Origin of the sequence: Pseudoalteromonas umbrosa (assembly GCF_030125375.1) — a bacterium.
GTDB lineage: Bacteria > Pseudomonadota > Gammaproteobacteria > Enterobacterales > Alteromonadaceae > Pseudoalteromonas > Pseudoalteromonas umbrosa.
This window is the reverse complement of the sequence record NZ_JASJUU010000001.1, coordinates 488,225-509,703: the sequence shown is the minus strand read 5'-3', so window position 1 is coordinate 509,703 and position 21,479 is coordinate 488,225. Positions and strand designations below refer to the sequence as shown.

The following is a 21,479-nucleotide window of genomic DNA, read 5'->3' as shown; positions in this document are numbered from 1 at the left end:
GGGAGTTAAGCCCGACCACCCGTGATCTTATTTGCTCTGCCTTCTTCTTTTGCTTTGTCCGCTCTGCGACGCCTAGCTTCTTTAGGATCAGCAATTAAAGGTCGATATATTTCTATTCGGTCACCTTCTTTAACTACTTGGTGTAACTTCACAGTTCTATTCCAAATACCTAAGCTTAGATCAGTTGGGTCAATCTCTGGGCACTTTTCCAAAATACCCGATTGCATTACTACATGTTCAGCAGAAGTGCCCTCAGCCACATCTACAGTTAAACTGGTCGCTTTTTCAGGTAGTGCGAAAACAACTTCAACCTTTATCATTTATCTAACCCCGTAAACAGACTTTGCACGCTGTGTAAACGCAGTGACCATATTTTTTGCCACTTCGTTGAATACCTTACCAAAAGCCAACTCAATAAGTTTGCTTGCAAATTCAAATTCCAGTTTTAAATTAACCTTACAGGCTTGCTCATCTAACTCAATAAACTCCCAATAACCTTGTAGTGATTTAAATGGGCCATCTACCAGCTGCATTTTCACTCGATTACCTTCAAACTGATTTTTTGTCGTAAACCACTTGGTCAGTCCCGCTTTTGATATTTCTAAGCTTGCTGTCATCTCATCATTTGAACTACTTAGTACTTTTGCACCTGAGCAATTGGGCAGAAAATCAGGATACGCATCTACGTCATTGACTAAATCAAACATTTCTTGTGTGCTGTACATCACCAATGCACTTTTTTCTACTTGTGGCATACAATCTCCAAACTTTACTGGCCCAATTTTACCAAGCTTTTCAAGATTTATCTTGTTTGCAGCGCCACTGTGAGCGAAAATATCGCAGATAAATTAAATAACACTGTTTTCCAATTCGATTTGTAGGTAGACTAAGCCATTATGGCAAAGAAAAAATCAAATAAATCAACAAGCAATACCATCGCGTTAAATAAAAAGGCGCGTCATGAGTATTTTTTACACGATAAGTTCGAAGCAGGTATGGAACTACAAGGCTGGGAAGTTAAAAGTATCCGAGCAGGTAAAGTGAATATCTCAGAAACTTATATCCATCTAAAAGACGGTGAAGCCTTTTTGCTTGGTTCGCAAATCCAGCCTTTAAACAGTGCTTCTACACATGTTATCTGCGATCCGCTTCGTTATCGTAAGCTACTTCTCAATAAGCGTGAAATAGACAGATTAATCGGTGCCACAGAGCGTGATGGCTTCTCATTAGTCGCTACTGCAATGTACTGGAAAAAGTGTTGGGTAAAATTAGAGTTTCACTTAGCAAAAGGTAAGAAAATGCATGACAAGCGCGCAGACATCAAAGACAGAGACTGGTCTCGCGATAAAGAAAGGCTCATGAAGCATAAGGTTTAACACATTTAATATACAGCCTAGCGCTTAGGCTGTATATGATTACCTACTTTATCACTAGGCCAATATCGCACCAGTTTTTGCATCAATTGTTAATACAGCATCTGTTTTTGGATCTTTAATTTTAGCTGTTTCTTTATTCACTAATGCACTGCGTGGTACTTGAATTTTGCTACCAGTATCTGGGTTAATCACTATCAAAAACCGTGATGCTTTTTGAGCAATTTCCTTCGCTCCTTGGTTTTTAACAAAGTGAATATCTAAAGTCATACCAGCTGTAACACCGGCCGTCGCGGAAACTCTAAAGTTATTAATTTCATACTGCGAATTACTCGACAGTAAATCGTTATCAATATCTTCAACTGTTTTTACAGATGCTTTAGTGAATTCTTTTACTTTGTTCATAACAGATATATCTTTGATATTATCTTTCGCATCTGTCGCTTTTTGTTTAATAGAAGCAGTTAAGCCCTCGCCTTTTTCTTTTAAGTTAACTCCCAATTGATTATTCCCTTCTTCATCAGTAAAGTTTTTTGCTGCTGTTTCTTTTATTTTATTAAACATAGTTAAATCCCTTTAATAATTAATAATCGTCAAACCCATCATCTTCAACAATCATGGTATCCGCTTCACCGTCAAAATCAGTATCAGCGATCACTGCATCTATATCACCGTCACCATCGAGATCCATAGCGACAACGTCAATTACCCCATCACCGTCGGTATCTACAGCCACAGTATCAATAATGCCGTCACCATCTGTATCCATCGCAATAGTATCAACCAAGCCATCACCGTCTTCATCAACCATGACGGTATCTACATAGCCATCTCCATCTGTATCCATCGCAACAGTATCAATATAACCATCACCGTCTTGATCAACGCCCACAGTATCAATATAACCATCGCCGTCCAAGTCAGCGACTACACCATCACTGATACCATCTCCATCAACATCTACTTCGTATATATCTTCCATAATTATCCCTTTTATAACTACGTACACCGTATATGTACGCATATTTTTTAGCACAGCAAAATTTTTTATTCAATAAGATAAAAAGTCGCGATAAATATATTTATAAACTGATGATGTGCAGAGAGATGAATATTAATGAGGATTAATGAATATAATAATTTAGATATAAAAAAAGCCCTTTCGGGCTTTCAAAAAATAGCTAATTTAAACAATTAACCTTTGTATTTTTGAACAACAAGTGTTGCATTTGTGCCGCCAAAGCCGAAGCTGTTTGACATCACAGTGTTTAATTCAACATCACGACGCTCAGTTACAATGTCTAAGCCTTTTGCTTCTTCATCTAACTCGTCAATATTAATTGATGGAGTGATGAAGTTATTTTCAAGCATAAGTACTGAATAAATTGCTTCATGTACGCCCGCAGCACCTAGCGCGTGGCCAGTCATTGCTTTGGTTGCACTAATCGCAGGAGAGTTATCACCGAATAGTTCCTGAATTGCACCTAGCTCTTTCACATCACCTACAGGTGTTGATGTGCCGTGCGTATTCAAATAATCAATGTCGCCTTCAACTGTTGCCATTGCTTGCTTCATACAACGAACTGCGCCTTCACCTGATGGAGCAACCATATCGTAGCCATCAGAAGTCGCGCCGTAACCTACGATTTCACCATAGATGTGTGCGCCACGAGCAAGTGCATGCTCAAGCTCTTCAATCACCATGATACCGCCACCACCAGAGATAACAAAACCGTCACGGTTTGCATCATATGTACGCGACGCTTTTTCTGGCTCTTCGTTGTACTTAGTTGATAGCGCGCCCATCGCGTCAAATTCCATTGCCAGTGTCCAGTGAAGTTCTTCACCACCACCTGCAAAAATAACGTCTTGTTTACCAAGCTGAATTTGCTCAACCGCGTGACCAACACAGTGTGCTGATGTTGCACAAGCCGAGCTAATTGAATAGTTTACACCTTTAATCTTGAAAGGCGTTGCTAGACATGCTGATGTTGTGCTCGCCATAGTACGCGGTACCATGTATGGACCAACGCGCTTAACACCGCGCTCACGTAAAATATCAGCAGCCTCTACTTGGTATTTAGAAGAACCACCACCAGAACCAACTACAAGGCCAGTACGTTCATTTGAAACTTGATCTTCAGCTAAACCGGAGTCTTCGATAGCTTGTGCCATCGCAATATATGAATAGGCAGCTGCATCACCCATAAAGCGATGTGCCTTACGGTCAACTAACGCTTTTACGTCAATATCAATTTTGCCCGATACATTGCTACGCAAATTCATGTCAGCAAACTCTTGGTTAAAAGCAATACCACTTTTACCCGCTTTCAAAGATTCTAATACTTCTTGCTTGTTGTTACCGATGCTTGAAACAACACCGATCCCCGTAATTACGGCTCTTCTCATGGGTAATTCCCTTAGAACTTAAAAAATTTAGGTGTATTCTACGCGTAAAATACTGATCAAGTGGTCAGCTTTCCAGCGTACACACGTACTCTGAACTGATATTTGTGAAATTGCAACGGACTAATGCAAATAAAAGCAGTAAAATACCAGTAATCAATAAGCATTATACCAACGTATTTATATGATAAGTAACGCACAAATCCACTTTAATGATTCAGGTACCCCTGTTGCCGACAACTTTGACGACGTTTATTTTTCCAATGACGACGGGTTAGCTGAATCAAATTATGTTTTCTTCGAACAAAATGAACTGCAAACAAGACTCACAAATCACCCAAGAAAGCACTTTGTGATCGCAGAAACTGGATTTGGCACAGGGCTGAATTTTTTAAATACGTGGGCTCGCTTTAAACAAGCAGAGAGTCTCGCTGCTGAACGCCTTTACTTTATGTCTTTTGAAAAATATCCCATTAAACTCGACGACTTAAAGCTGGCATTAAAAGCTTGGCCCGGATTAACATCGCTATCTGAGCAACTGTGTGAGCAATACCCGCTTGCGCTGCAAGGCTGCCACAGACTTGAGTTTGAGCAAGGTCGCGTTATTTTGGATCTTTGGTTTGGAGATGTTCAAGATTCCATGCCCCAAATAGCTTATCAGAGCAAAGGCATTGTTGATGCCTGGTATTTGGATGGCTTTGCTCCGAGCAAAAACCCTGATATGTGGCAACAATCACTTTTTGACTCAATGGCACATTTGAGCCAAAAAGACGCAACATTTGCAACTTTCACCGCTGCTGGTTTTGTTCGTAGAGGCTTACAAAGCGCAGGATTTGAGTGTAAGAAAGTCAAAGGTTATGGCCGCAAACGAGAAATGGTTGTTGGTAAGCTTAATACGACGACCGAACAGGCAACGACTCCATTGTACTATCAGCAAAACCAGGCTGAGCTATCCAATGTTGCAATTATCGGTGGCGGTATAGCAAGTAGCTGTTTGCAATATCATTTAGCAAAACGCGGCATCAAAACAAAGCTATTTTGCGAAGATGCCGCACATGCCCAAGGTGCCTCACACAACCTGCAAGGTGCCGTTTATCCAAACTTACAAAGTGAGTTTGGGATCCCATCTGAGTTTTATGCGCATAGCTTTTTATATGCCAGACGCTTTTACGACCAACTTCTCAATGCTGGCTACCACTTTGACCATCAATGGTGCGGTGTCCTATTACAAAGCATCAACGACAGTAAAAAGACACAGCATAGCAAAGTTTCACAAAGCAAAATTTTTCCAAAACAGCTGATAAAAGCAGTTGATCAAAATGAAGCTCAAGAAATTGCCAATATTGATACGCCTTACGGTGGACTATTTATTGAACTTGGAGGATGGGTAAGCCCGCCAGAACTCACTAAAGCTGTTTTTAATGCAGCACAAGATCTTCAAGCTAGTCAGTGTCACTTTAATACACATGTAGAAAAGCTAGATAAGAAAGAAGATGGTTGGTACCTGACGACAAACGAAGGTCAATTCGGTCCATTTTCAGATGTATTTATTTGCGCAGGTGAACACTCAGACCGATTTGAGCAAACGAAAGACATTGGTATTCACGGCGTCCGCGGACAAGTCTCTCATATCAACGAAGGAGACGCCTCATCTAAACTAGCTACAGTACTTTGCCATAAAGGCTACTTTACTCCGAGCCACAATGGCCTACATTGCATGGGCGCAACTTTTGAAAAACATAGTAAATCAAGAGAAGTCACTGAACAAGATAACATCACCAACCGCGAACAACTTGCTGGCTTTTATCAAGGTACTGACTTCGATAAGAGTTTAGGCTCAATTGAAAGCGCTAAAGCTGCTGTAAGGTGCTGTTTTAACGACCATACACCTATGATTGGGCAAGTCCAAGACAAACATGATTTGCTGCAGGCGTATGAGAATATCAAAAGAGGCAAGTTCTATGACTTTAAAGCCCAAAACTTACCTCATGAAGGGCTTCATGTAGTTACCGGATTTGGAGCAAGAGGGCTTTGCACTGCACCGCTTGTGACGGAGCATCTAGTTGCAAGTTTAACCCAAGAGCCTTTGCCATTTAGCGAACGTGTTCACGAGGCACTGCATCCTGCCCGTTTAGTTATCAGAGATATGATCAGGAATAAGATCTAAGCATTGAAAGAACTGATACTACCAAGCCCACTATTAGGGCTTGGAAATTTGTATTATCACTCGACGGTTCGCTTCACGCCCTATCGGTGTCGTGTTTATCGCAACATGACGCTTTTCACCAAAGCCATCCGTCATTATTTTTTCAGCCGGTACACCCTTACTGGCCATATACTCTTTTATCGCCATTGCGCGCTTTTTAGATAGATTCAAATTGACGTTTTTACCACCATAGCTATCGGAGTAAGCTGAAATATAAATTGAATCAATGTCTGGATCATTGTTTAAGTATTCTCCAATCATATCCAGTCGCTTGCGTGATGACTTAGTCAAATCGCTCGAATTCTTGCGATAGTTCATCACCACAAATGCAATGTCTTCAAAACTGTACGGCAACAAGTTGTCTCTGCACTGTAAAAAGTCCCAATATGATTTTTTGAAATTTACAGACGAGAGAGAAACGGCAATTTGATCATGTTTGTTATTCCAATCTTGATAGTAAAAGGTAGGTTGATAGCCTTTCTCAAGCTCTGTGAGCATTTCCCAAGCAACTGGATTAGACAGTTCTCCGTCAAATTTTTTGAGTAAAGCCATCTCCCCCATAGAACGCGCAGGAAGCCCTGCACGCCAACTTGGTGGCACAGATTCAAGCCCTGCAAAATCATAGTCTTCAGGTCGAATAACCATATCAAGATTAAAGGTCAGATCTTTATTTTTGCTTGCAGTCGCGCTAAAAATAGCTTCGCCGTAATATGGAACATCATGAGAAAGTGTGCAAGATAGCCGTGTCGTTCTATCTACCATCCACTTGGAGTTATCAACGGAGGCACTATATTGCCGCATTGCACTGTGTGCACTTGTCGCAAACACACATGTAATAACCGTCGCTAAGATATTGAAATGTAAACTCACTTTGCTTCTCCAAGCCTATGAACAACTAAATAGGCCATCGTTTTAGTGCCTAAATCATATTTCAAGATACATTAAAGCAATAAACATACCGTCTTTCGAGACAATAAATCGACAGAAACTAAAAATATCTGCTTGTTCACCCGATCCTAATTAGCATCTTGCCTTATGATCAGTATAATAGGCGGCTAATTTTAGAAATCCAAGTTAATCATGGCAGAACAAGAGCAAACCCTATTCGCAAAACGCTTCAGAGGCTTTTTCCCCGTAGTAATAGATGTTGAAACAGCAGGCTTCAATAAAGAAACTGACGCCTTGCTTGAGATTGCGGTCAGTTTATTAAAAATGGACAGCCAAGGTGAGCTCAGCATTGATAAAACCATTCATTTTCATGTTGCGCCTTTTGAGGGGGCTAACATTGAGCAATCTGCCATAGAGTTTAACGGCATTGATCCTTTCTCTGAGCTGCGTGGTGCAGTAGAAGAAAGCGAAGCAATCAAAGAAATCTGCAAAGCTGTCAGAAAAGCACAAAAAGATGCTGGATGTCAGCGCTCAGTCATTGTTGCTCACAACGCAGCGTTTGACCATGGCTTTTTGAATGCGGCAATTGAGCGTAATAATATCAAACGCACACCTTTTCACCCTTTCGTTAGCTTCGATACCACCTCTTTGTCAGGACTAGCATTAGGTCAAACTGTGCTTGCGAAAGCATGTCGAGCTGCCGGAATAGAATTTGATAATTCTCAAGCACACTCTGCACTTTATGACACTGAACGCACAGCTGAATTATTCTGCTACATTGTCAATAAATGGCAAGCGCTAGGTGGGTGGCCACTGCCTCAAAGCGAAGAGTCGAGTAGTACTGAGCAGGATTAAGCAACGCTTAATTAAAATTAAAAAAAGCAGCCTAGGCTGCTTTTTTTAATTTTGAAACTCCTGGGTAATTTTCCCAGCGTCTAACTTAACAGAATGAGGTGGGTAAATTCTGGAAAAAGACCGACTATCTTTTGCGATAGTCAACTCTATACCCGGATGCATTAGCTCATTCACTTTTACACGACTCAATTTAATCAACCGCAATAACTTTTGCGCAACTAACTTACAATTTCGGACGTTACGCTTGTAGTGTGTATCAAGACGTTGTTCTGTAACGGCCAGTTTTTTCAGGTAATTATCTCGCTTATCTGAAGCTGGTGTCTTTTTCGCTTTAATTTGCGCCCGTTTTACAGCGAGTATCTTGTCTGATAGCAGCTTATCAAGTTCTTTAAATTCCTTTTCTTTTTTCTTCAAATCATACCAATCTTGGGCAAGTACAATACGTGTTCTTGTCCCAGACGGCGCGCCAACTTCACCTGCTTCAATGCGCATCGCGTTATACACATTGCCACCAATCAATTTTCCGCGAGGAGTATCACCCTTGCCCACTCTGATTAGTCGTTTCGACTTTAAGTCACAATGTAAAGCTTGACGCTCAATAAATAGATCCTGCTCTGACTCTATATGGCAATATTGTCCATATCCAACTGAAATTGTGCGCTTAGCCTTAATGATACAAGAAAAATCCTCGCCTTCTATTCGTTTACGCCCTATTGCTCCCAGCATTACAGTCACAGCACTTTCACTTTCTAACTGTGCAGACTCAACAAAGCCAATCACCGTAATATCACCAGACGCTTTTATTCTCATGCCATCTTTAACATCACCACTGACAACCACACTGCCATCGAACTCAATATGCCCTGTCGTTACGTCCACGTTGTCATAACATAAAACATCATCAACACGCATACCGCGAGGCACAGCCACAGGAACACCTTTCGCGTCAGCAATAAGTAAATTAGGATCATCTGGACTTATCTTTGTCCCTTCAGATACCTGTAACGCAAAGTCTTTACCTGGTTTTGGTTCTAGCACATCACCAAATACAGAAAAGCCTTCCTCTCCTGGTGTTGGTGGAACCCTTTTCATAAGCGGGCTACCTGGTTTAACTGTAATGATTGCTCCTAGGTCTCGCATATCCACTTTGCCACCCGACTTTTCTTGGGGGCTAAGTACACGATCTTGAGCAGTCATACACAACCGAACAAAACGAGCGTCAGTGCCATCTTTCGCTCGCACACCATGGGCAACTATTCCCGAAAACACACTACCGGGAGATTGCTCAAATTGTTGACCTAAAAACGTATCGAGCGCTCTCTCATTTATACCCTTTACCACACCTGCATTGGTCAAAGCATCTCTTGCTTCATCAATCGTGATTAACTTTCCACCTCTGGCAGTGGTTAATCTAGCTTCTGCTAACATGTTATTTTCTTCTACACGTACAGTAATGGAAGCGTCGACTGCTCTTGCAACGATCAGGACATCTTTGTCTCTATCGTCTGAAGGAGAGAATAATTGACCTATGTTGGCATGAATGATATCAAAGTCGGCATAAGAAGATTGCTCTAGCAGCTCAACTAGCTGTGCAGCACTAGCGGGAAAACCCGAGTGCGCAGGATGTTCCTTCATAGAAACATACCCAGATTCCTCATCAAAACTAAACAACGACATCACTTCCTTCCTACATACTCTTGCATATTTTACTTTTTTTTATGCATCCTCACCCATTTCAGCACATCGCTCTTACAATGTTAAGTTAAAATCGGCCGCTTTTTAGGCAAATTATGAATGATTGTAAACGCATTTAATGCCGAAATAGCACAAGTTGCTATTATTACTAAATTTATCGGAAAAATACGTGATTTCTTTAGCAAAATTCACAATATGAGACTTTATTACTAGCTGGATATAGGCTCAAAAACTACTCATGGAGTTACATCTTTAGCCTCTTTGATCCCAAACTTAATTGAAAACACCTCAGTTTTAGCTTGCGTATTTTTTCGATTAAAAAAATCTATCATGGAAATTTATGCATTTATTGAGCCATTCAAAAGTAAATATTTACTGCTCAGAGCACTGTTCTGCTAGTTGCTGTGTTTGCTGCCTTTTAAATGGATAAGATGACGTTATCAACAAATTATGGAGGAAGTAAGAAGTTATATTTATAATAAGACAAACTCTGCCAGAACTTATTCTTAGCAACATATAAGTTTTGATCTAATGTCATATTTACTCAATAAAGTATCACTAATGTTCTCATCAAGGCGTTCGTCTTATTAACATGAGTTTAGGAGAGTGCCATACAGATGATGTCAGATCACTGCGGGTAATACAGCATGAGCAAACAACACTTAAAACTAGTAACTCAAAGTCAAGATTTTGGCTATATAACAGTTAGTAATGAAATGTCTGGCTTATTTTATGCCAATGGCTTAATCAAAAATGCGGTTGTTTTTGAGCTTATACCCTGTAGCAAAGACTGCAGTGCCTTTTATTACAAAATAGCTCACAGCCAAAAAAGCTACATGGACTTATCCTTAGCGTCAAATGTCGTAAAAATCACACAAGCGAATAACCCTGAAATCGAGAAGATTTGCGCTTGGAAAATAGAGCACAGTAACATGTATGCTCTTTTGCATGGTAAAAGCTCAATCAATATTTTGAGCCGTTCTACTTTTAAAGATGATTCAAATATCCTATACGCAGTATCCCCTTCCAACCAAGATTTTAGTCGTTTGGGAGTGACGATGTGTGACATAACTCGCCACTCTAATATGCAATCAAGTGAACCGCTTTCATAACAGTGCTGCTAAAAGTAACATCACTCAAAAAGCATAGAGCAACTACCTTGCAATTTAATTTGCGACAACTTTGCACTCAACTCCTCATTCATTGCTATCTGCGCGAAATTGCCCGTGCTAATTCGCTTAACACCAAGTTGTGTCAATCTTTCTATGTCAGGTAAAGATGGGACAGCCATCACATTTATCGGCAGTGATGTTACCTCAACGACTTGAGTAATATCTTGTTCATGGTAAATACATGGGAAAAAGAGCCCATCAGCGCCAGCTGCTTGATAGCTGCTTGCTCTACTCAGTGCCTCATTTAACGCATTCTCAACGCCAAGCAAAAACGCATCACAGCGTACATTGATAAACATAGGCACCTCACGCGCAGCAAGCTCAGCACGTACGCCCTGCAACAAGGTTGCAAAGCCATCTTTGTCACACAATATTCGCGTATCTTTTACTCGACTATCTTCAATATTAACCCCCACAACCCCCAGCTCAGCCAATTGCTGAATGTGATTGGCGATAATATGCGGCTCTGTGCTAAAGCCAGACTCAAAATCGACACTTAAAGGCAATCGGCTAGATGCCGCGATCCTTTTAACAACAAACAATAACTCTTCGAACGGTATATGCTCTCCATCCTCGTAACCGAGCACCGCAGCCAGTGCTGCACTAGAGGTACCAATTGCTTGATAGCCAGCTTGCTCAGCACATTTTGCACTTGTTGCATCCCAAACATTTGCCAATAAAAGTGGTGCCTTCTGTTGATGAAGCTGTTTAAATTCAATCATCATTATCTCCTTGTCTTATATTAATTGTATTAATGCGTGTTCAATAGCTGCATTTTTGCAACCTTAATTAAAAAAGACCAACGATGAAAATCGACTTTTACTATAAGCCCTGCTTATAATACAAAGATAAATTCAAGAATTATCAACTTTACGTGTTTAAAAATATCAACCTGCTAGTCACGTTTGAATGTGCAGCACGACACAATAGCTACAGCCTAGCAGCACAGGAATTATGTATATCTCAAGCTGCTGTCAGTCAGCAAATACGTCAACTCGAAGCCTTGCTCAATACCCGCTTGTTTGTACGCAAAGGAAAACGAATGCTGCCGACTCAACAAGGAGCAGCACTATTCGAACATGCTCAAAAAGGGCTCACGATATTAAATAAAGGAATAAACCAAGTTCAAAATGAAGGTATTGATGGTGAGTTGACTATCACCTCTACGCAGGCTTTTATTTCACTTTGGTTGATGCCAAGATTGCAGGGCTTTACAAATCGTTACCCGAATATTCAAATTAACGTCTCTTCATCTGCAAATTTTGTCGATTTAAAACAGACGCATATAGACTTAGCAATTCGATTTGGTACCACGGTTGAACAACATACACCGGATAATTTTAACTGCGATTATTTTGGCGAGTCACCGGTTTACCCTATCTGCTCAAATAGCTTGGCGAAACAACTAAATTTAAATAACCCTGCCAATCTATTATCCCAACATATAGTCACTTTAACTCATGCAGGCCCATACGATTGGCCTAGTTGGTTTAAAGTAGCTGGGGTGAAAGGGATTGAGCATCACACTCTTTGGACTAAAGTAAACTCGACCGATATGGCAATTAGTGCGGTTTCTAGTGGCCACGGTGTTACACTGGCGGCCCCTTACTTATGTCAAGAACAATTGGATTGTGGCGCCCTAGTTATTCCCTACAAACTGCCGCATCCAAATAAAGTTAAGCGATATTTTGTCTACGATACAAATTCTCCCAGGCTGGCACGACTTAAAATATTTACCGACTGGCTCAACAATGAAATGAAACACTGTTAAGCCTTATGGTGCTCTTGGCTCTAATTACAAGCACGCCCCACTTATAGCGTCTTCTAAGTTTATGGGATTACTAGGGCTTTCTATCTGATAGTACAAGGATAGTATCTGCCATTCATTATCGTGTTTATAGAGCTGAATGCTATTTACCCCTGTAAAGTCAGGCTGCTTCTGCTCTCTATTAAACCGAGTTTCTGCCACGCTGTATACTTGTGCAAAACGATCATATGTTTGCACTTTTCTAACCACCTCACATTCGTAAAACCCCTTTTCAGGCACTTTATCAAGTAGTTTAATAAATTCGGTACTGGAAATGGCCATCAAATTCGGGCTGTCTTTGGTAAAGTGAACACCATAAACTTTTGCCTCGGGGTGAAATAGCTTTTTTAACATCGGGATATTGGGCTTTTCTTTTGCAGCATGTGAAAGTGCTTCAAACAATGAACTAACCGCTTTTTCTGGTGTATCAATTGCATGCGTACCAAACGATAAAACGAGTGCCAAAAATATAAAGCTGAACCGCATCATAATCTCCATTTATTATTTTTATTTGCTAATGATTTTTACCACTTATCTTGTACTAATTTCAACAATATCAGGCATCTAAAGAGATTTAATGTACCAGCCCACCCAAATTTATTTGTGAGCTCCCTTTCCTTGCATAAAACACATACAGCACTTCACCATTAAAAATTATTTAATATATTTTGTTAAAAAACACTCACATGTTCAATAAAATACACAAAAAGCAACATCTTAAATCTCTAACAGCTTTCTTTAGTGACATAAAATCAATCTAATTCAAACAATATCCATAAACAAACAAGTTATTGTTTTATATTAACATTATACATAAAAACAAACCATAAAAGGTACAAAATACATACTAATTCATGATATTTAAACATACTAATTGACTTTCACTTGCATATAACAATAATTCGACAATCCTAAATAATTACCTTGAGGATTTTGAACATCAATGTTTAGATTTAGCAAAGAAAGAAAGGCACTGCAGCAATCGCTTGATCAAGTCACGAGTGAGAAACAAGCATTTGAGCAAACGCTAGCATCTGTAGGGCGATCTACTGCTATCATTGAGTTCACCCCCGATGGAAAAATCATTACAGCAAATGATAACTTCCTCAAAGTAATGGAATACGAATTAGATGAGTTAGTTGGTAAGCATCACCGTATTTTTTGTGACAGGCAATATACTAGTTCGGTAGATTACCAACATCTTTGGCAAAACCTAAATAGAGGCGAGTTTTTTTCTGGCACCATAGAACGTTTCACTCGCTCTGGAAAACAGCTTTGGCTTGAAGCCAGCTACAACCCAGTTTTTAATATCGATGGTCAGTTAGTTAAGATCATCAAATTTGCTTCTGATGTCACTAAGCGTGAACATACAGCTGTATCTCAACAAAACCTGATTGATGCACTATACCGTTCAATGGCAGTCATAGAATTTGATACTTCAGGCAATGTGCTCAGTGCCAACGATAATTTCTTGGCAGCAACAGGTTACCGCTTAGACGAAATTAAAGGTCAACACCATAGCTTGTTTTGCCCAGAGCATATCGTTCAGTCTCGTGACTACACTGCGCTTTGGAGCCAGTTAGCTGCTGGGCACTATTTCAGTGGTCAAGTTGAAAGGAAAAATAAACTGGGTAGCGAGTTATGGCTTGAAGCTAGCTACAACCCTATCATCGACAAAAATGGCAAAGTCATTAAGGTAACTAAATTTGCCTCTGATATCACCGAGCGTATTGTCGGTACACGCCAAACGCAAGAAGATGTTGGTCATGCCTCAAGCCTTGCTGATAGCGCTGCTCAAATAGGCTCAGAGTCTGTCACAGGTGTCATTGAACTTATGCAAATATTGAGCGGTGACATGAATACGGCATTGACAAAAATTGAAGCTTTGAACAAACAATCAGACCAGATCAGTAATATTGTATCTACCATTAGCGCCATTGCAGAGCAAACCAATTTACTGGCACTCAATGCCGCTATTGAAGCAGCGAGGGCTGGTGAGCAAGGCAGAGGGTTTGCTGTTGTTGCCGATGAAGTACGTCAACTTGCAGCAAGAACGAGTAGTTCAACGATTGAAATCGCCGATGTTGTCAAAGCAAACTTGGCACATTCTTCAGAAGCCTCCGCCTCAATGAGAAAAAGCGCTGAGCAAGTAGCCTCAGGTGTCGTTCTTATCGAAGAGCTTAACACCACCATCAATGAAATTAACCAGCAAGTGGATAGTATTGTAAATACAGTCGCAAGACTCAGCTAAATAGTTATGAATACGGTCGATTGGGGAGTCTTATAGACTTCCCAATTTAGGGTGCTCTCGTAACTCCAGAGTTAACTGAGTAATTACCTTTTGTGTCATGGCTTGATGCATGTCCATCAGAACCCACCCATCAGTGCTCATTATTTTTAGCTTCAAGACTTCAATCTTATCTGGAGGCTGACAGTTACCGACTACTTGAAAAATACCCAAAGAACTTTCAAAACGATTAATCGAAAACTCCATCATAGACTTCCTGTTTAGCTTCCTTATACCTATTAATTTATCCGAAATTACACTCAAAAAGCCACCAAAAACTGGTGGCTTTTTATCAGTTTACAAATTGTTTTTTCAGCGACTAAAATCTCGCTTTAGCTTTTATCTCTACTTCTTCTGGTACTAAAAACACCCCAGAAATCGCTTTTAAATTTGCTGTTTTACCCTTAGGAATTGAAAATTCAAACTTATGTGCCAACTGCGCAAACAAAGTATGAATAATATACTTACCAAAATGCTCGCCTAAACAACGTCGCTGGCCTAATCCAAATGGAAACGCCTTACCCTGCTGCTTCTTACTCAACTCGCCATTGTCATCTAAAAAACGCTCAGGAATAAACTCATCTGGGTTTTCCCACAGAGTTTCATCACGTGTAATACTGTAGTTATTAATCACCAAAGGTGTGCCTTCAGGAATAAAGTAACCATCCAACAAGGTATCCTTGCTGGTCGCATAGTTCGCAGCCGGCATGGACGTGATAGAACAATGGCGCAGCACTTCAGCAATAAAAGCTTGTGTATAAGGTAATTCAGCTTTGTGTTTGTTCAGTGGTACCTCATTACGTCCAACGACTTCGTCTAATTCTTTTTGCACGCGCGCTTGATATTCCGGATATGCAGCTAAATAAAGTAGCGCCCAACGCATCGCAAACGCGCCTACACCGCCACCAGCACCAGCAACCTGAGTCAAAGAACCAACAACAATTTCCTTTTCACCAATGTTAAGGGCCGCTTTTGTGTCATCATCAACACTGGCATTTGCGGCAAATAGATAATCACACAAATCGCGATATTCTCCTGCCACATAATCCTCTTTGCGTCGGTTGACATTGAATGAGACATACTGATCAAGACCATTTAGGTTAGAACTAAATTTCTCAATTGCATCACCATATTGGTCGTAATACTGCTCTTGCAAGTCCTTTGGCATCAGTTCATGGCGAGTACTATTGATAAATCCATTAGGCAACCAGCTTAAACTTTTCTCATCAAAGATACTCACTTCAAACTCACCAAAACGGTCATCAAACATGACTTTATGTAAGAAACTAGCAAGTTTTAGTGACACTTCCCTATTCGGGTCAAACGCGATATCCCCCTGTGCTTTCCAGACTTCTGCTATGTCATTGACCTCCGTGGTCATCCAAGATTCAATCTGATCCCAACGAGTAGAGAAATATTCTCGCATGGCATTTGCGAATACTTTACGATGCACTTGCCATTGCTCACCCGCTTCTAATTCTAGAAAGTGTTTTTGTGGGGCGATTTGTAGAATTTCGTAATCTGCGCGCACGTTAAACACATCATTCTGCGCTACCAGCGCCTCTTTAATATATTGATAGCCATTGAGCGCCACAATCGGCCCTTTTGCTGTCTCTACAGAATAAATGTCGCCGTATTTTTTGGACAAGGATTCAATAATTAGGTGAAAGTCTTCACCCCAGAAAAACGTCTGTCCATCCTCACTATCAAACGCGATATGAGGAATTGTCGGTGTTAATTCGTCTATATTTAACTTGCTTTGTGGTAAAGCTTCTGCTGTATCGGTGTTTTTCATTGGTCAAATCCCACTGACTAAAGTTGATAGTTCTGCTGATGCGAATTGGTTGCCGAGCTGCTCTGATTGCATATACCAAGCAAGTGGAAATTTCTCGGTAATGCGAAATATTTTCTTGCCTTGCGAATACACTAAGTAAGTGCGATACAAGACAAGATCATGGGGCTCTATTGTGAAATGCTGAGACAGCTCATTTGCGTATTCAAAGCCCCAGGAAAGTAACGTTTTGTATGTTTCAATTTGAAACTTTTCCCATGCCTTACCGATGGGAATGCGTGTTTGGGTTAATGCACGAGAAAAGTTCACGTTCATATTGCCGTGATACACTAAAGAGTCTGCGTACAAATAAGGTAAACCGGTTTTTTCCCCATTAAGGGTGATCACCCTTCTTTGACAATGCATTTCCTCCTCATGAGGTAATACAGCGATATCGGCCTCTAGTAACTTATCGACAACGATCTTTTCCCCAACGATGCTCTCTAGTAACTGGGTTACCGTACCATCTGTACCTAAGATAATTTTTTGCAGATAACTTAGTTTATTAATGTTGTAAGCTTGTGCATTAAGACGCTCATCTAAGTTGCATAAGCACTCGTCTGACAATTTGATCATGTCCTTCCCTCGCACTGTTTACTTACTGATCTCACGTAACCCGTCTAAACGCAGGCGAGAGAGTAGCTTTTGTGCGCCCAGCGCCAATTCAAAGTGAATAATCCTTGGCCAAGAACTAATATTGGGGAAACTCAACAAAAACTCTCTTGCCGTGTGAGTCATATTATTAGGCCCATCCAGTCGGTATTGGGCTGCAAATTGCGGGTTATGTAGTAACTTCACTCGAAGTAATGGATCTTTAAATAAACTTGGGATCTGTGGCATACACCCAACCAGCTTTGCCATTGAATCCATGTAATGGCAGTAATTCACAAGTGATGCGACATGCGGGGTTATCTTGTATTCTTTTTGCCAATGCTTAGTATCATGCTTCACGACATCGTGCATTTCAGATAAGGTCGGCAACTTTGCCTCGCCTTTAGCTAACTTAGATAAATACCGACATTGCATCTCAGCAATCACCGGAATACCACCTTGTTGAGGCCTGACAAAGCCAATGAATGACAAAGAATGACCCATTTCAGGTATAAACATCTGTTTATATAAATCACGCATATTGGAAATGCTGACATCTAAAAATGGAAAGCTCAGTTGATAGCCAGTACAGAATACAACCGCATCAATTTCTTCTCGAGAACCGTCTTTAAACACGACGGCATCTTTCTCAAACCGCTCAATACCACCAATGTTCGGCATGACTTTACCATCAGCAATAGGACGAAAAAGTCGCTCATTTTTAGTAACAGCTTGATAATGAGAAGGCCCTGATTTTTTCAACCATTCACCCCGAATCCGAACATGATCGTTACGGCTATTGACATATTTATTAAAAATCCCTTTGGTGATCCCACCGTGATATTTATGCGGTAGCTTGTTCACAATGCGCGACGTTAACCAAGACGTATCAATGGTGAAATAAGGATCTTCTTGAAACGCCATATAACGCGGAGCCACCGCTGGGTATCGACGCAGTGACAAAATACACTTACGTGCCACCTGTGAAATTTCCGAGGTGATATCCGCCGAACTTTCACCTAAGCCGACACATAAAACACGTTTACCAGCATATTTATGCTTATCTCGATAATCATTAGAGTGCTCAATCTCTCCTCGATACATATCCAAGCCAGGCAGCTCTGGGAGCTTAGGCTTTTGGAAGTGCCCAGAGCACACTGCGACCATATCAAACTCTTTCGTTTGCTCTTCATCGTCGCTTTTATAAGTTACTAACCATTTTTCACCCTGTTTTTGAACACTACATACTTCATGGTCATAGTGAATATGCTTTGCAATATCAAAGCGTGCGATATATTCACCTAAGTAATTGATATATTCTTTCTTAGACCAAAACTTTAGTTTTTGATGATTGGGTACATAATCAGAGTACGCCATAAAATAATTCGAGATCGTGAGGTGTAAATCATCGTAGATTTTCTTATCTGCGAATACCCCACCGAAACTTTCTGCTTTTTCAAAGCAAGTTACTTGATGACCGCCATCGGTTAATTGTTTGACGGCGGCAATACCAGATAAACCAGCACCTATCACTGCTATGGTTTTATTCATAATTCTCTCCGTGTATAGCAAGAAGTTGCATTGCGTTGCCATAATGAATGAGGCTAAGTGCCTGAGCTGTTTGCAACTTCGAGGTTAATGTTTACTTTGCTGTAAACAGGTTACGCACCACTTTGTGCCGTATGACTGGCTTGATGTGGGCGGGTTTCTGATAAGCTTCGACGCGATAATTTGCCGTTACGATTGCGCGGAAGCGCTTCCCAATACACGATTTGCTCGGGCAACATATATTTTGGCAATCGTTTGGCACAATGCATTTTTAACGTCAGCAACGACGGTGGCTTAATCCCAGCGGTAGCCACGTGCGCAACGAGGTTTTTCTGCTCATCTAACACCACCAAGCACTCTTTGATTTCTTGGTGTTGATAAAGCGCGCGTTCCACTTCGCCAAGGTGCACTCGGTACCCCTTTACTTTCACCATATGATCTTGGCGGCCAACATACATAAGCTCACCCAGTTCATTGATATAACCAATATCCCCGGTGTTGTATGCCTTTTCTTGACGTAAGCCTTTACCCCAGTAACCATCGAATACAGTGGGACCAATCACAGTGATAAACCCCTGCTGCCCAAGCGCTATATCATGACCATCTTGGTCACAGATTTTGATGCGTGCCCCACTTGCCGCATATCCAATCGGTAGCTCATCAGGCACAACTTCTGGTACTTTGTAATAACTACATACATTCGTTTCTGTAGGGCCATAAAAATTGAATAAATCACTCAGAGGAAATTGGGTACGTAACGCTTTAAGAGACTTCACCTCAAACGCTTCGCCCGCAAAGATAATGGTATGAAGCTGCTTACACTTTTGCCCAAACTGTGTATCAGCATTCATCATCATGGCCAAGGCAGTTGGTACTGAATACCAAATAGTGATTTGACGCTCAGCAATAAAATTAACCAGTTTCTGAGGGACATAACTATCTAGCTCTGATACAAGGTGCACACTGGCTCCACATGCCAAAGCCACATAAATGTCCAAAACCGATAAATCAAAATGCCACGGTGCATGGTTCGAGAATCGATCCGAGGCGACGGGTTTTATTTTCTCAATCACCCATTTTACAAATGCGAGGGCATTAGTATGGCTGATCCGAACGCCTTTTGGCACGCCCGTCGACCCAGAGGTATACAACATATACGCTAAATCATCTCCAGCGGGCATGACATCACTTTTCAGTCTTGATGGCTGACACGCAAGCACATCACACCAGTGACTTACTGGATTTAACTCACTTGCCTGTGCCGCTTGGACACTAAACTCACCCTCACTATCAAGTACAATAAAATGGCACCCCTCGGCGCGCGTTTCATGGTACTGCGCAAATTTGGCCTGAGTCGTGAACAGAGCTTTCATGGCACAATCACTGCGGATAATGTCGACTCGAACCATCGGGTTCATGGGATCAATCGGTACATAGACAGCACCGAGTTTGGACACTGCTAACATCGCAGCCAATGCACGACATGACTTGTCAGCCCAGATCCCCACTCTATCCCCAGATCTGATACCTTTGCTTTGCAACAGCACGGCAATTTGTGTCACCGCAAGAGATAAATCGCCATAACTATATGACTCATTGTTGTCAGCAACAGCCAATGCACTATCGCCACCAACACATAATCCTTTGAGTAAAACATCACTGAGTATGTTCATAGCAGGCCCAACCTATTGCAGATAAGTTCACGTTGAATGTCAGAGGTGCCAGAAAACAAGACTGATCCAAGTGCGTCACGAATGCTTGAATCCACGCCGCTTTCTTGCAAATACCCCAGCGCACCGTGCACTCGAATTGAATCTATGCCAGATTGCACAAAGGCTTCACTGATGGCTAATTTGCTTGATGCCACTGCTTTGGTGTTGTCGACATTCTGTGACTTTTGCCAAGCAGCAAAGTACAACAGCAGTCTGGCGCTTTGTAGGCGCACTTCCATATCTGCAATGCGGTGCGAAACAGCTTGAAATTTGCTGATTGTTTTGTCGCCCTGCTTACGTGTATTGGCATAATCAATACAGCGCTCAAGGTCTCTTTGCATCACACCAATGAACAGGGCAAATAAGCAGCAGCGTTCCCAATCCATGGAGGCAGCAAAAATACGTGCGCCTTGCCCTTCACTTCCAAGTACGTAATCTTTATGCACTTTGACTTCGTCGAAGAATACTTGATTAAGTTGCGCTGAGTTTAGGCCCAATTTTTTATAACTGTTGCCAACATCAATACCGGGTAAATCTGCTGGTACAACAAACGCAGTTTGGCCAAGATAACCAAACTTCTCATTCGTAGTCGCATATAGTACAAAATAGTCTGCGACACTGCCGTTTGTGACATAAGATTTGGCGCCTTTGATAACGTAATAATCACCGTCACGCCAAGCTTTGGTTGTCAACTTGCCGATATCAGAGCCTGCTTCAGCTTCCGATATCGCGTTTGCCGCAATCTTTTCGCCACTGGCAAGCAAAGGCAGTAACTTTTGCTTTAGTTGCTCACTACCATGCTCATAAATGGGCATCGCACAGGCAAAGGTATGTGCTGCACCGGCAAATAAAATACCTGTGTCCGTACATCCTTGACCTAAACCTTCTAAGACTTTCACGGTTGTTAAAATATCAAAGCCACTACCAGCTGATGAGTATTTAGCATCTATTGGTAATCCAAAATAACCAAATTCGCCGAGAGCACGCCACGCTTCCATCGGAAACTCGCCTTGCGGAAACTTAGAAAAATCTAAGTCCTTAGCAAAGCTCAGTGCATGCTCAAATAACTCGAGCTGATCCTCATTCCACTCAAAGTTCATAATCAATC

The 21,479-nt window shown here is 41.2% G+C and carries 20 protein-coding genes and 1 pseudogene; 6 read left to right on the top strand and 15 right to left on the bottom strand.

The window, feature by feature from the left end; all coding sequences use genetic code 11:
- Positions 1–5: 5 nt before the first annotated feature.
- Both QNM16_RS02225 and QNM16_RS02220 read right to left on the bottom strand, forming a co-directional pair.
- Complete coding sequence (locus QNM16_RS02225; protein ID WP_284018963.1) at positions 6–320, bottom strand: RnfH family protein; 315 nt, start codon at positions 318–320, stop codon at positions 6–8.
- Positions 321–755 carry a type II toxin-antitoxin system RatA family toxin gene (locus tag QNM16_RS02220; protein ID WP_237136868.1) on the bottom strand — a complete coding sequence of 145 codons (435 nt, stop codon included), beginning with the start codon at positions 753–755 and terminating at the stop codon, positions 321–323.
- A 141-nt stretch (positions 756–896) separates the two neighbouring features.
- Between QNM16_RS02220 and smpB the strand changes: the two genes are divergently transcribed.
- The gene (gene smpB, locus QNM16_RS02215) at positions 897–1,376 is read left to right on the top strand and encodes an SsrA-binding protein SmpB (protein ID WP_023401520.1); all 480 of its coding nucleotides are present in this window, start codon (positions 897–899) and stop codon (positions 1,374–1,376) included.
- A gap of 54 nt (positions 1,377–1,430) precedes the next feature.
- On the opposite strand, the gene QNM16_RS02210 is transcribed toward smpB, so the two are convergent.
- From QNM16_RS02210 to fabB, 3 genes are all read right to left on the bottom strand, one after another.
- Positions 1,431–1,937, bottom strand: coding sequence for a hypothetical protein (locus tag QNM16_RS02210; RefSeq protein WP_284018962.1), 507 nt, complete (start codon positions 1,935–1,937; stop codon positions 1,431–1,433).
- A gap of 19 nt (positions 1,938–1,956) precedes the next feature.
- Positions 1,957–2,355, bottom strand: coding sequence for a hypothetical protein (locus QNM16_RS02205; protein WP_284018961.1), 399 nt, complete (start codon positions 2,353–2,355; stop codon positions 1,957–1,959).
- Between the two features lie 212 nt (positions 2,356–2,567).
- Positions 2,568–3,782 carry a beta-ketoacyl-ACP synthase I gene (fabB, locus tag QNM16_RS02200; RefSeq protein WP_063363050.1) on the bottom strand — a complete coding sequence of 405 codons (1,215 nt, stop codon included), beginning with the start codon at positions 3,780–3,782 and terminating at the stop codon, positions 2,568–2,570.
- Positions 3,783–3,963: 181 nt separating this feature from the next.
- On the opposite strand from fabB, the gene mnmC reads away from it, so the two are divergent.
- The gene (gene mnmC, locus QNM16_RS02195) at positions 3,964–5,946 is read left to right on the top strand and encodes a bifunctional tRNA (5-methylaminomethyl-2-thiouridine)(34)-methyltransferase MnmC2/FAD-dependent 5-carboxymethylaminomethyl-2-thiouridine(34) oxidoreductase MnmC1 (protein WP_284018960.1); all 1,983 of its coding nucleotides are present in this window, start codon (positions 3,964–3,966) and stop codon (positions 5,944–5,946) included.
- A gap of 33 nt (positions 5,947–5,979) precedes the next feature.
- Here the strand turns inward: mnmC and QNM16_RS02190 are convergent, their stop codons facing one another.
- Positions 5,980–6,837, bottom strand: coding sequence for a flagellar protein MotY (locus tag QNM16_RS02190; RefSeq protein ID WP_417709486.1), 858 nt, complete (start codon positions 6,835–6,837; stop codon positions 5,980–5,982).
- 228 nt (positions 6,838–7,065) lie between these two features.
- On the opposite strand from QNM16_RS02190, the gene rnt reads away from it, so the two are divergent.
- Positions 7,066–7,728, top strand: a complete 663-nt coding sequence (gene rnt / locus QNM16_RS02185; protein ID WP_284018959.1) for a ribonuclease T — start codon at positions 7,066–7,068, stop codon at positions 7,726–7,728.
- 45 nt (positions 7,729–7,773) lie between these two features.
- Here rnt and QNM16_RS02180 read toward each other — a convergent pair whose 3' ends face one another.
- Positions 7,774–9,405, bottom strand: a complete 1,632-nt coding sequence (locus QNM16_RS02180) for a DUF342 domain-containing protein (protein ID WP_284018958.1) — start codon at positions 9,403–9,405, stop codon at positions 7,774–7,776.
- Between the two features lie 665 nt (positions 9,406–10,070).
- On the opposite strand from QNM16_RS02180, the gene QNM16_RS02175 reads away from it, so the two are divergent.
- Positions 10,071–10,535 (top strand): hypothetical protein, encoded by a 465-nt coding sequence (locus tag QNM16_RS02175; RefSeq protein WP_284018957.1) that lies wholly within the window; start codon positions 10,071–10,073, stop codon positions 10,533–10,535.
- A gap of 20 nt (positions 10,536–10,555) precedes the next feature.
- On the opposite strand, the gene QNM16_RS02170 is transcribed toward QNM16_RS02175, so the two are convergent.
- A complete protein-coding gene (locus tag QNM16_RS02170) occupies positions 10,556–11,320 on the bottom strand; it encodes an isocitrate lyase/PEP mutase family protein (RefSeq protein ID WP_284018956.1) in 765 nt (254 codons plus the stop codon).
- A 149-nt stretch (positions 11,321–11,469) separates the two neighbouring features.
- On the opposite strand from QNM16_RS02170, the gene QNM16_RS02165 reads away from it, so the two are divergent.
- On the top strand, positions 11,470–12,366 hold the full coding sequence (locus QNM16_RS02165) for a LysR substrate-binding domain-containing protein (protein ID WP_284018955.1): 897 nt from the start codon (positions 11,470–11,472) through the stop codon (positions 12,364–12,366).
- 24 nt (positions 12,367–12,390) lie between these two features.
- Here the strand turns inward: QNM16_RS02165 and QNM16_RS02160 are convergent, their stop codons facing one another.
- Complete coding sequence (locus tag QNM16_RS02160) at positions 12,391–12,891, bottom strand: hypothetical protein (protein ID WP_284018954.1); 501 nt, start codon at positions 12,889–12,891, stop codon at positions 12,391–12,393.
- 568 nt (positions 12,892–13,459) lie between these two features.
- Between QNM16_RS02160 and QNM16_RS02155 the strand changes: the two are divergent.
- Positions 13,460–14,584: pseudogene (locus QNM16_RS02155) on the top strand (methyl-accepting chemotaxis protein); the annotation flags it as partial.
- 99 nt (positions 14,585–14,683) lie between these two features.
- On the opposite strand, the gene QNM16_RS02150 reads toward QNM16_RS02155, so the two are convergent.
- The 6 genes from QNM16_RS02150 to QNM16_RS02125 form a co-directional block, all read right to left on the bottom strand.
- Positions 14,684–14,899, bottom strand: a complete 216-nt coding sequence (locus tag QNM16_RS02150; RefSeq protein ID WP_284018952.1) for a hypothetical protein — start codon at positions 14,897–14,899, stop codon at positions 14,684–14,686.
- A gap of 109 nt (positions 14,900–15,008) precedes the next feature.
- Positions 15,009–16,484 carry a cytochrome P450 gene (locus tag QNM16_RS02145; RefSeq protein ID WP_284018951.1) on the bottom strand — a complete coding sequence of 492 codons (1,476 nt, stop codon included), beginning with the start codon at positions 16,482–16,484 and terminating at the stop codon, positions 15,009–15,011.
- A 3-nt stretch (positions 16,485–16,487) separates the two neighbouring features.
- Positions 16,488–17,096: a chorismate--pyruvate lyase family protein gene (locus tag QNM16_RS02140; RefSeq protein WP_284018950.1), complete on the bottom strand. Its 609-nt coding sequence runs from the start codon at positions 17,094–17,096 to the stop codon at positions 16,488–16,490.
- Between the two features lie 18 nt (positions 17,097–17,114).
- Positions 17,115–18,662, bottom strand: coding sequence for an NAD(P)-binding domain-containing protein (locus QNM16_RS02135; protein ID WP_284018949.1), 1,548 nt, complete (start codon positions 18,660–18,662; stop codon positions 17,115–17,117).
- A 110-nt stretch (positions 18,663–18,772) separates the two neighbouring features.
- Positions 18,773–20,332, bottom strand: coding sequence for an amino acid adenylation domain-containing protein (locus QNM16_RS02130; RefSeq protein ID WP_284018948.1), 1,560 nt, complete (start codon positions 20,330–20,332; stop codon positions 18,773–18,775).
- Entirely contained in the window at positions 20,329–21,471 is a 1,143-nt protein-coding gene (locus QNM16_RS02125) for an acyl-CoA dehydrogenase family protein (protein ID WP_284018947.1), read from the bottom strand. Before QNM16_RS02125 ends, QNM16_RS02130 begins: the two co-directional genes overlap by 4 nt.
- Positions 21,472–21,479: the final 8 nt, after the last annotated feature.

What these genes read in the sequence shown, in the direction of transcription:
- QNM16_RS02225 (WP_284018963.1), bottom strand. Translation starts at nt 320, where the DNA reads ATGATAAAGGTTGAAGTTGTTTTCGCACTACCTGAAAAAGCGACCAGT.
- QNM16_RS02220 (WP_237136868.1), bottom strand. Translation starts at nt 755, where the DNA reads ATGCCACAAGTAGAAAAAAGTGCATTGGTGATGTACAGCACACAAGAA.
- smpB (WP_023401520.1), top strand. Translation starts at nt 897, where the DNA reads ATGGCAAAGAAAAAATCAAATAAATCAACAAGCAATACCATCGCGTTA.
- QNM16_RS02210 (WP_284018962.1), bottom strand. Translation starts at nt 1,937, where the DNA reads ATGTTTAATAAAATAAAAGAAACAGCAGCAAAAAACTTTACTGATGAA.
- QNM16_RS02205 (WP_284018961.1), bottom strand. Translation starts at nt 2,355, where the DNA reads ATGGAAGATATATACGAAGTAGATGTTGATGGAGATGGTATCAGTGAT.
- fabB (WP_063363050.1), bottom strand. Translation starts at nt 3,782, where the DNA reads ATGAGAAGAGCCGTAATTACGGGGATCGGTGTTGTTTCAAGCATCGGT.
- mnmC (WP_284018960.1), top strand. Translation starts at nt 3,964, where the DNA reads ATGATAAGTAACGCACAAATCCACTTTAATGATTCAGGTACCCCTGTT.
- rnt (WP_284018959.1), top strand. Translation starts at nt 7,066, where the DNA reads ATGGCAGAACAAGAGCAAACCCTATTCGCAAAACGCTTCAGAGGCTTT.
- QNM16_RS02180 (WP_284018958.1), bottom strand. Translation starts at nt 9,405, where the DNA reads ATGTCGTTGTTTAGTTTTGATGAGGAATCTGGGTATGTTTCTATGAAG.
- QNM16_RS02175 (WP_284018957.1), top strand. Translation starts at nt 10,071, where the DNA reads ATGAGCAAACAACACTTAAAACTAGTAACTCAAAGTCAAGATTTTGGC.
- QNM16_RS02170 (WP_284018956.1), bottom strand. Translation starts at nt 11,320, where the DNA reads ATGATGATTGAATTTAAACAGCTTCATCAACAGAAGGCACCACTTTTA.
- QNM16_RS02160 (WP_284018954.1), bottom strand. Translation starts at nt 12,891, where the DNA reads ATGATGCGGTTCAGCTTTATATTTTTGGCACTCGTTTTATCGTTTGGT.
- QNM16_RS02150 (WP_284018952.1), bottom strand. Translation starts at nt 14,899, where the DNA reads ATGATGGAGTTTTCGATTAATCGTTTTGAAAGTTCTTTGGGTATTTTT.
- QNM16_RS02145 (WP_284018951.1), bottom strand. Translation starts at nt 16,484, where the DNA reads ATGAAAAACACCGATACAGCAGAAGCTTTACCACAAAGCAAGTTAAAT.
- QNM16_RS02140 (WP_284018950.1), bottom strand. Translation starts at nt 17,096, where the DNA reads ATGATCAAATTGTCAGACGAGTGCTTATGCAACTTAGATGAGCGTCTT.
- QNM16_RS02135 (WP_284018949.1), bottom strand. Translation starts at nt 18,662, where the DNA reads ATGAATAAAACCATAGCAGTGATAGGTGCTGGTTTATCTGGTATTGCC.
- QNM16_RS02130 (WP_284018948.1), bottom strand. Translation starts at nt 20,332, where the DNA reads ATGAACATACTCAGTGATGTTTTACTCAAAGGATTATGTGTTGGTGGC.
- QNM16_RS02125 (WP_284018947.1), bottom strand. Translation starts at nt 21,471, where the DNA reads ATGAACTTTGAGTGGAATGAGGATCAGCTCGAGTTATTTGAGCATGCA.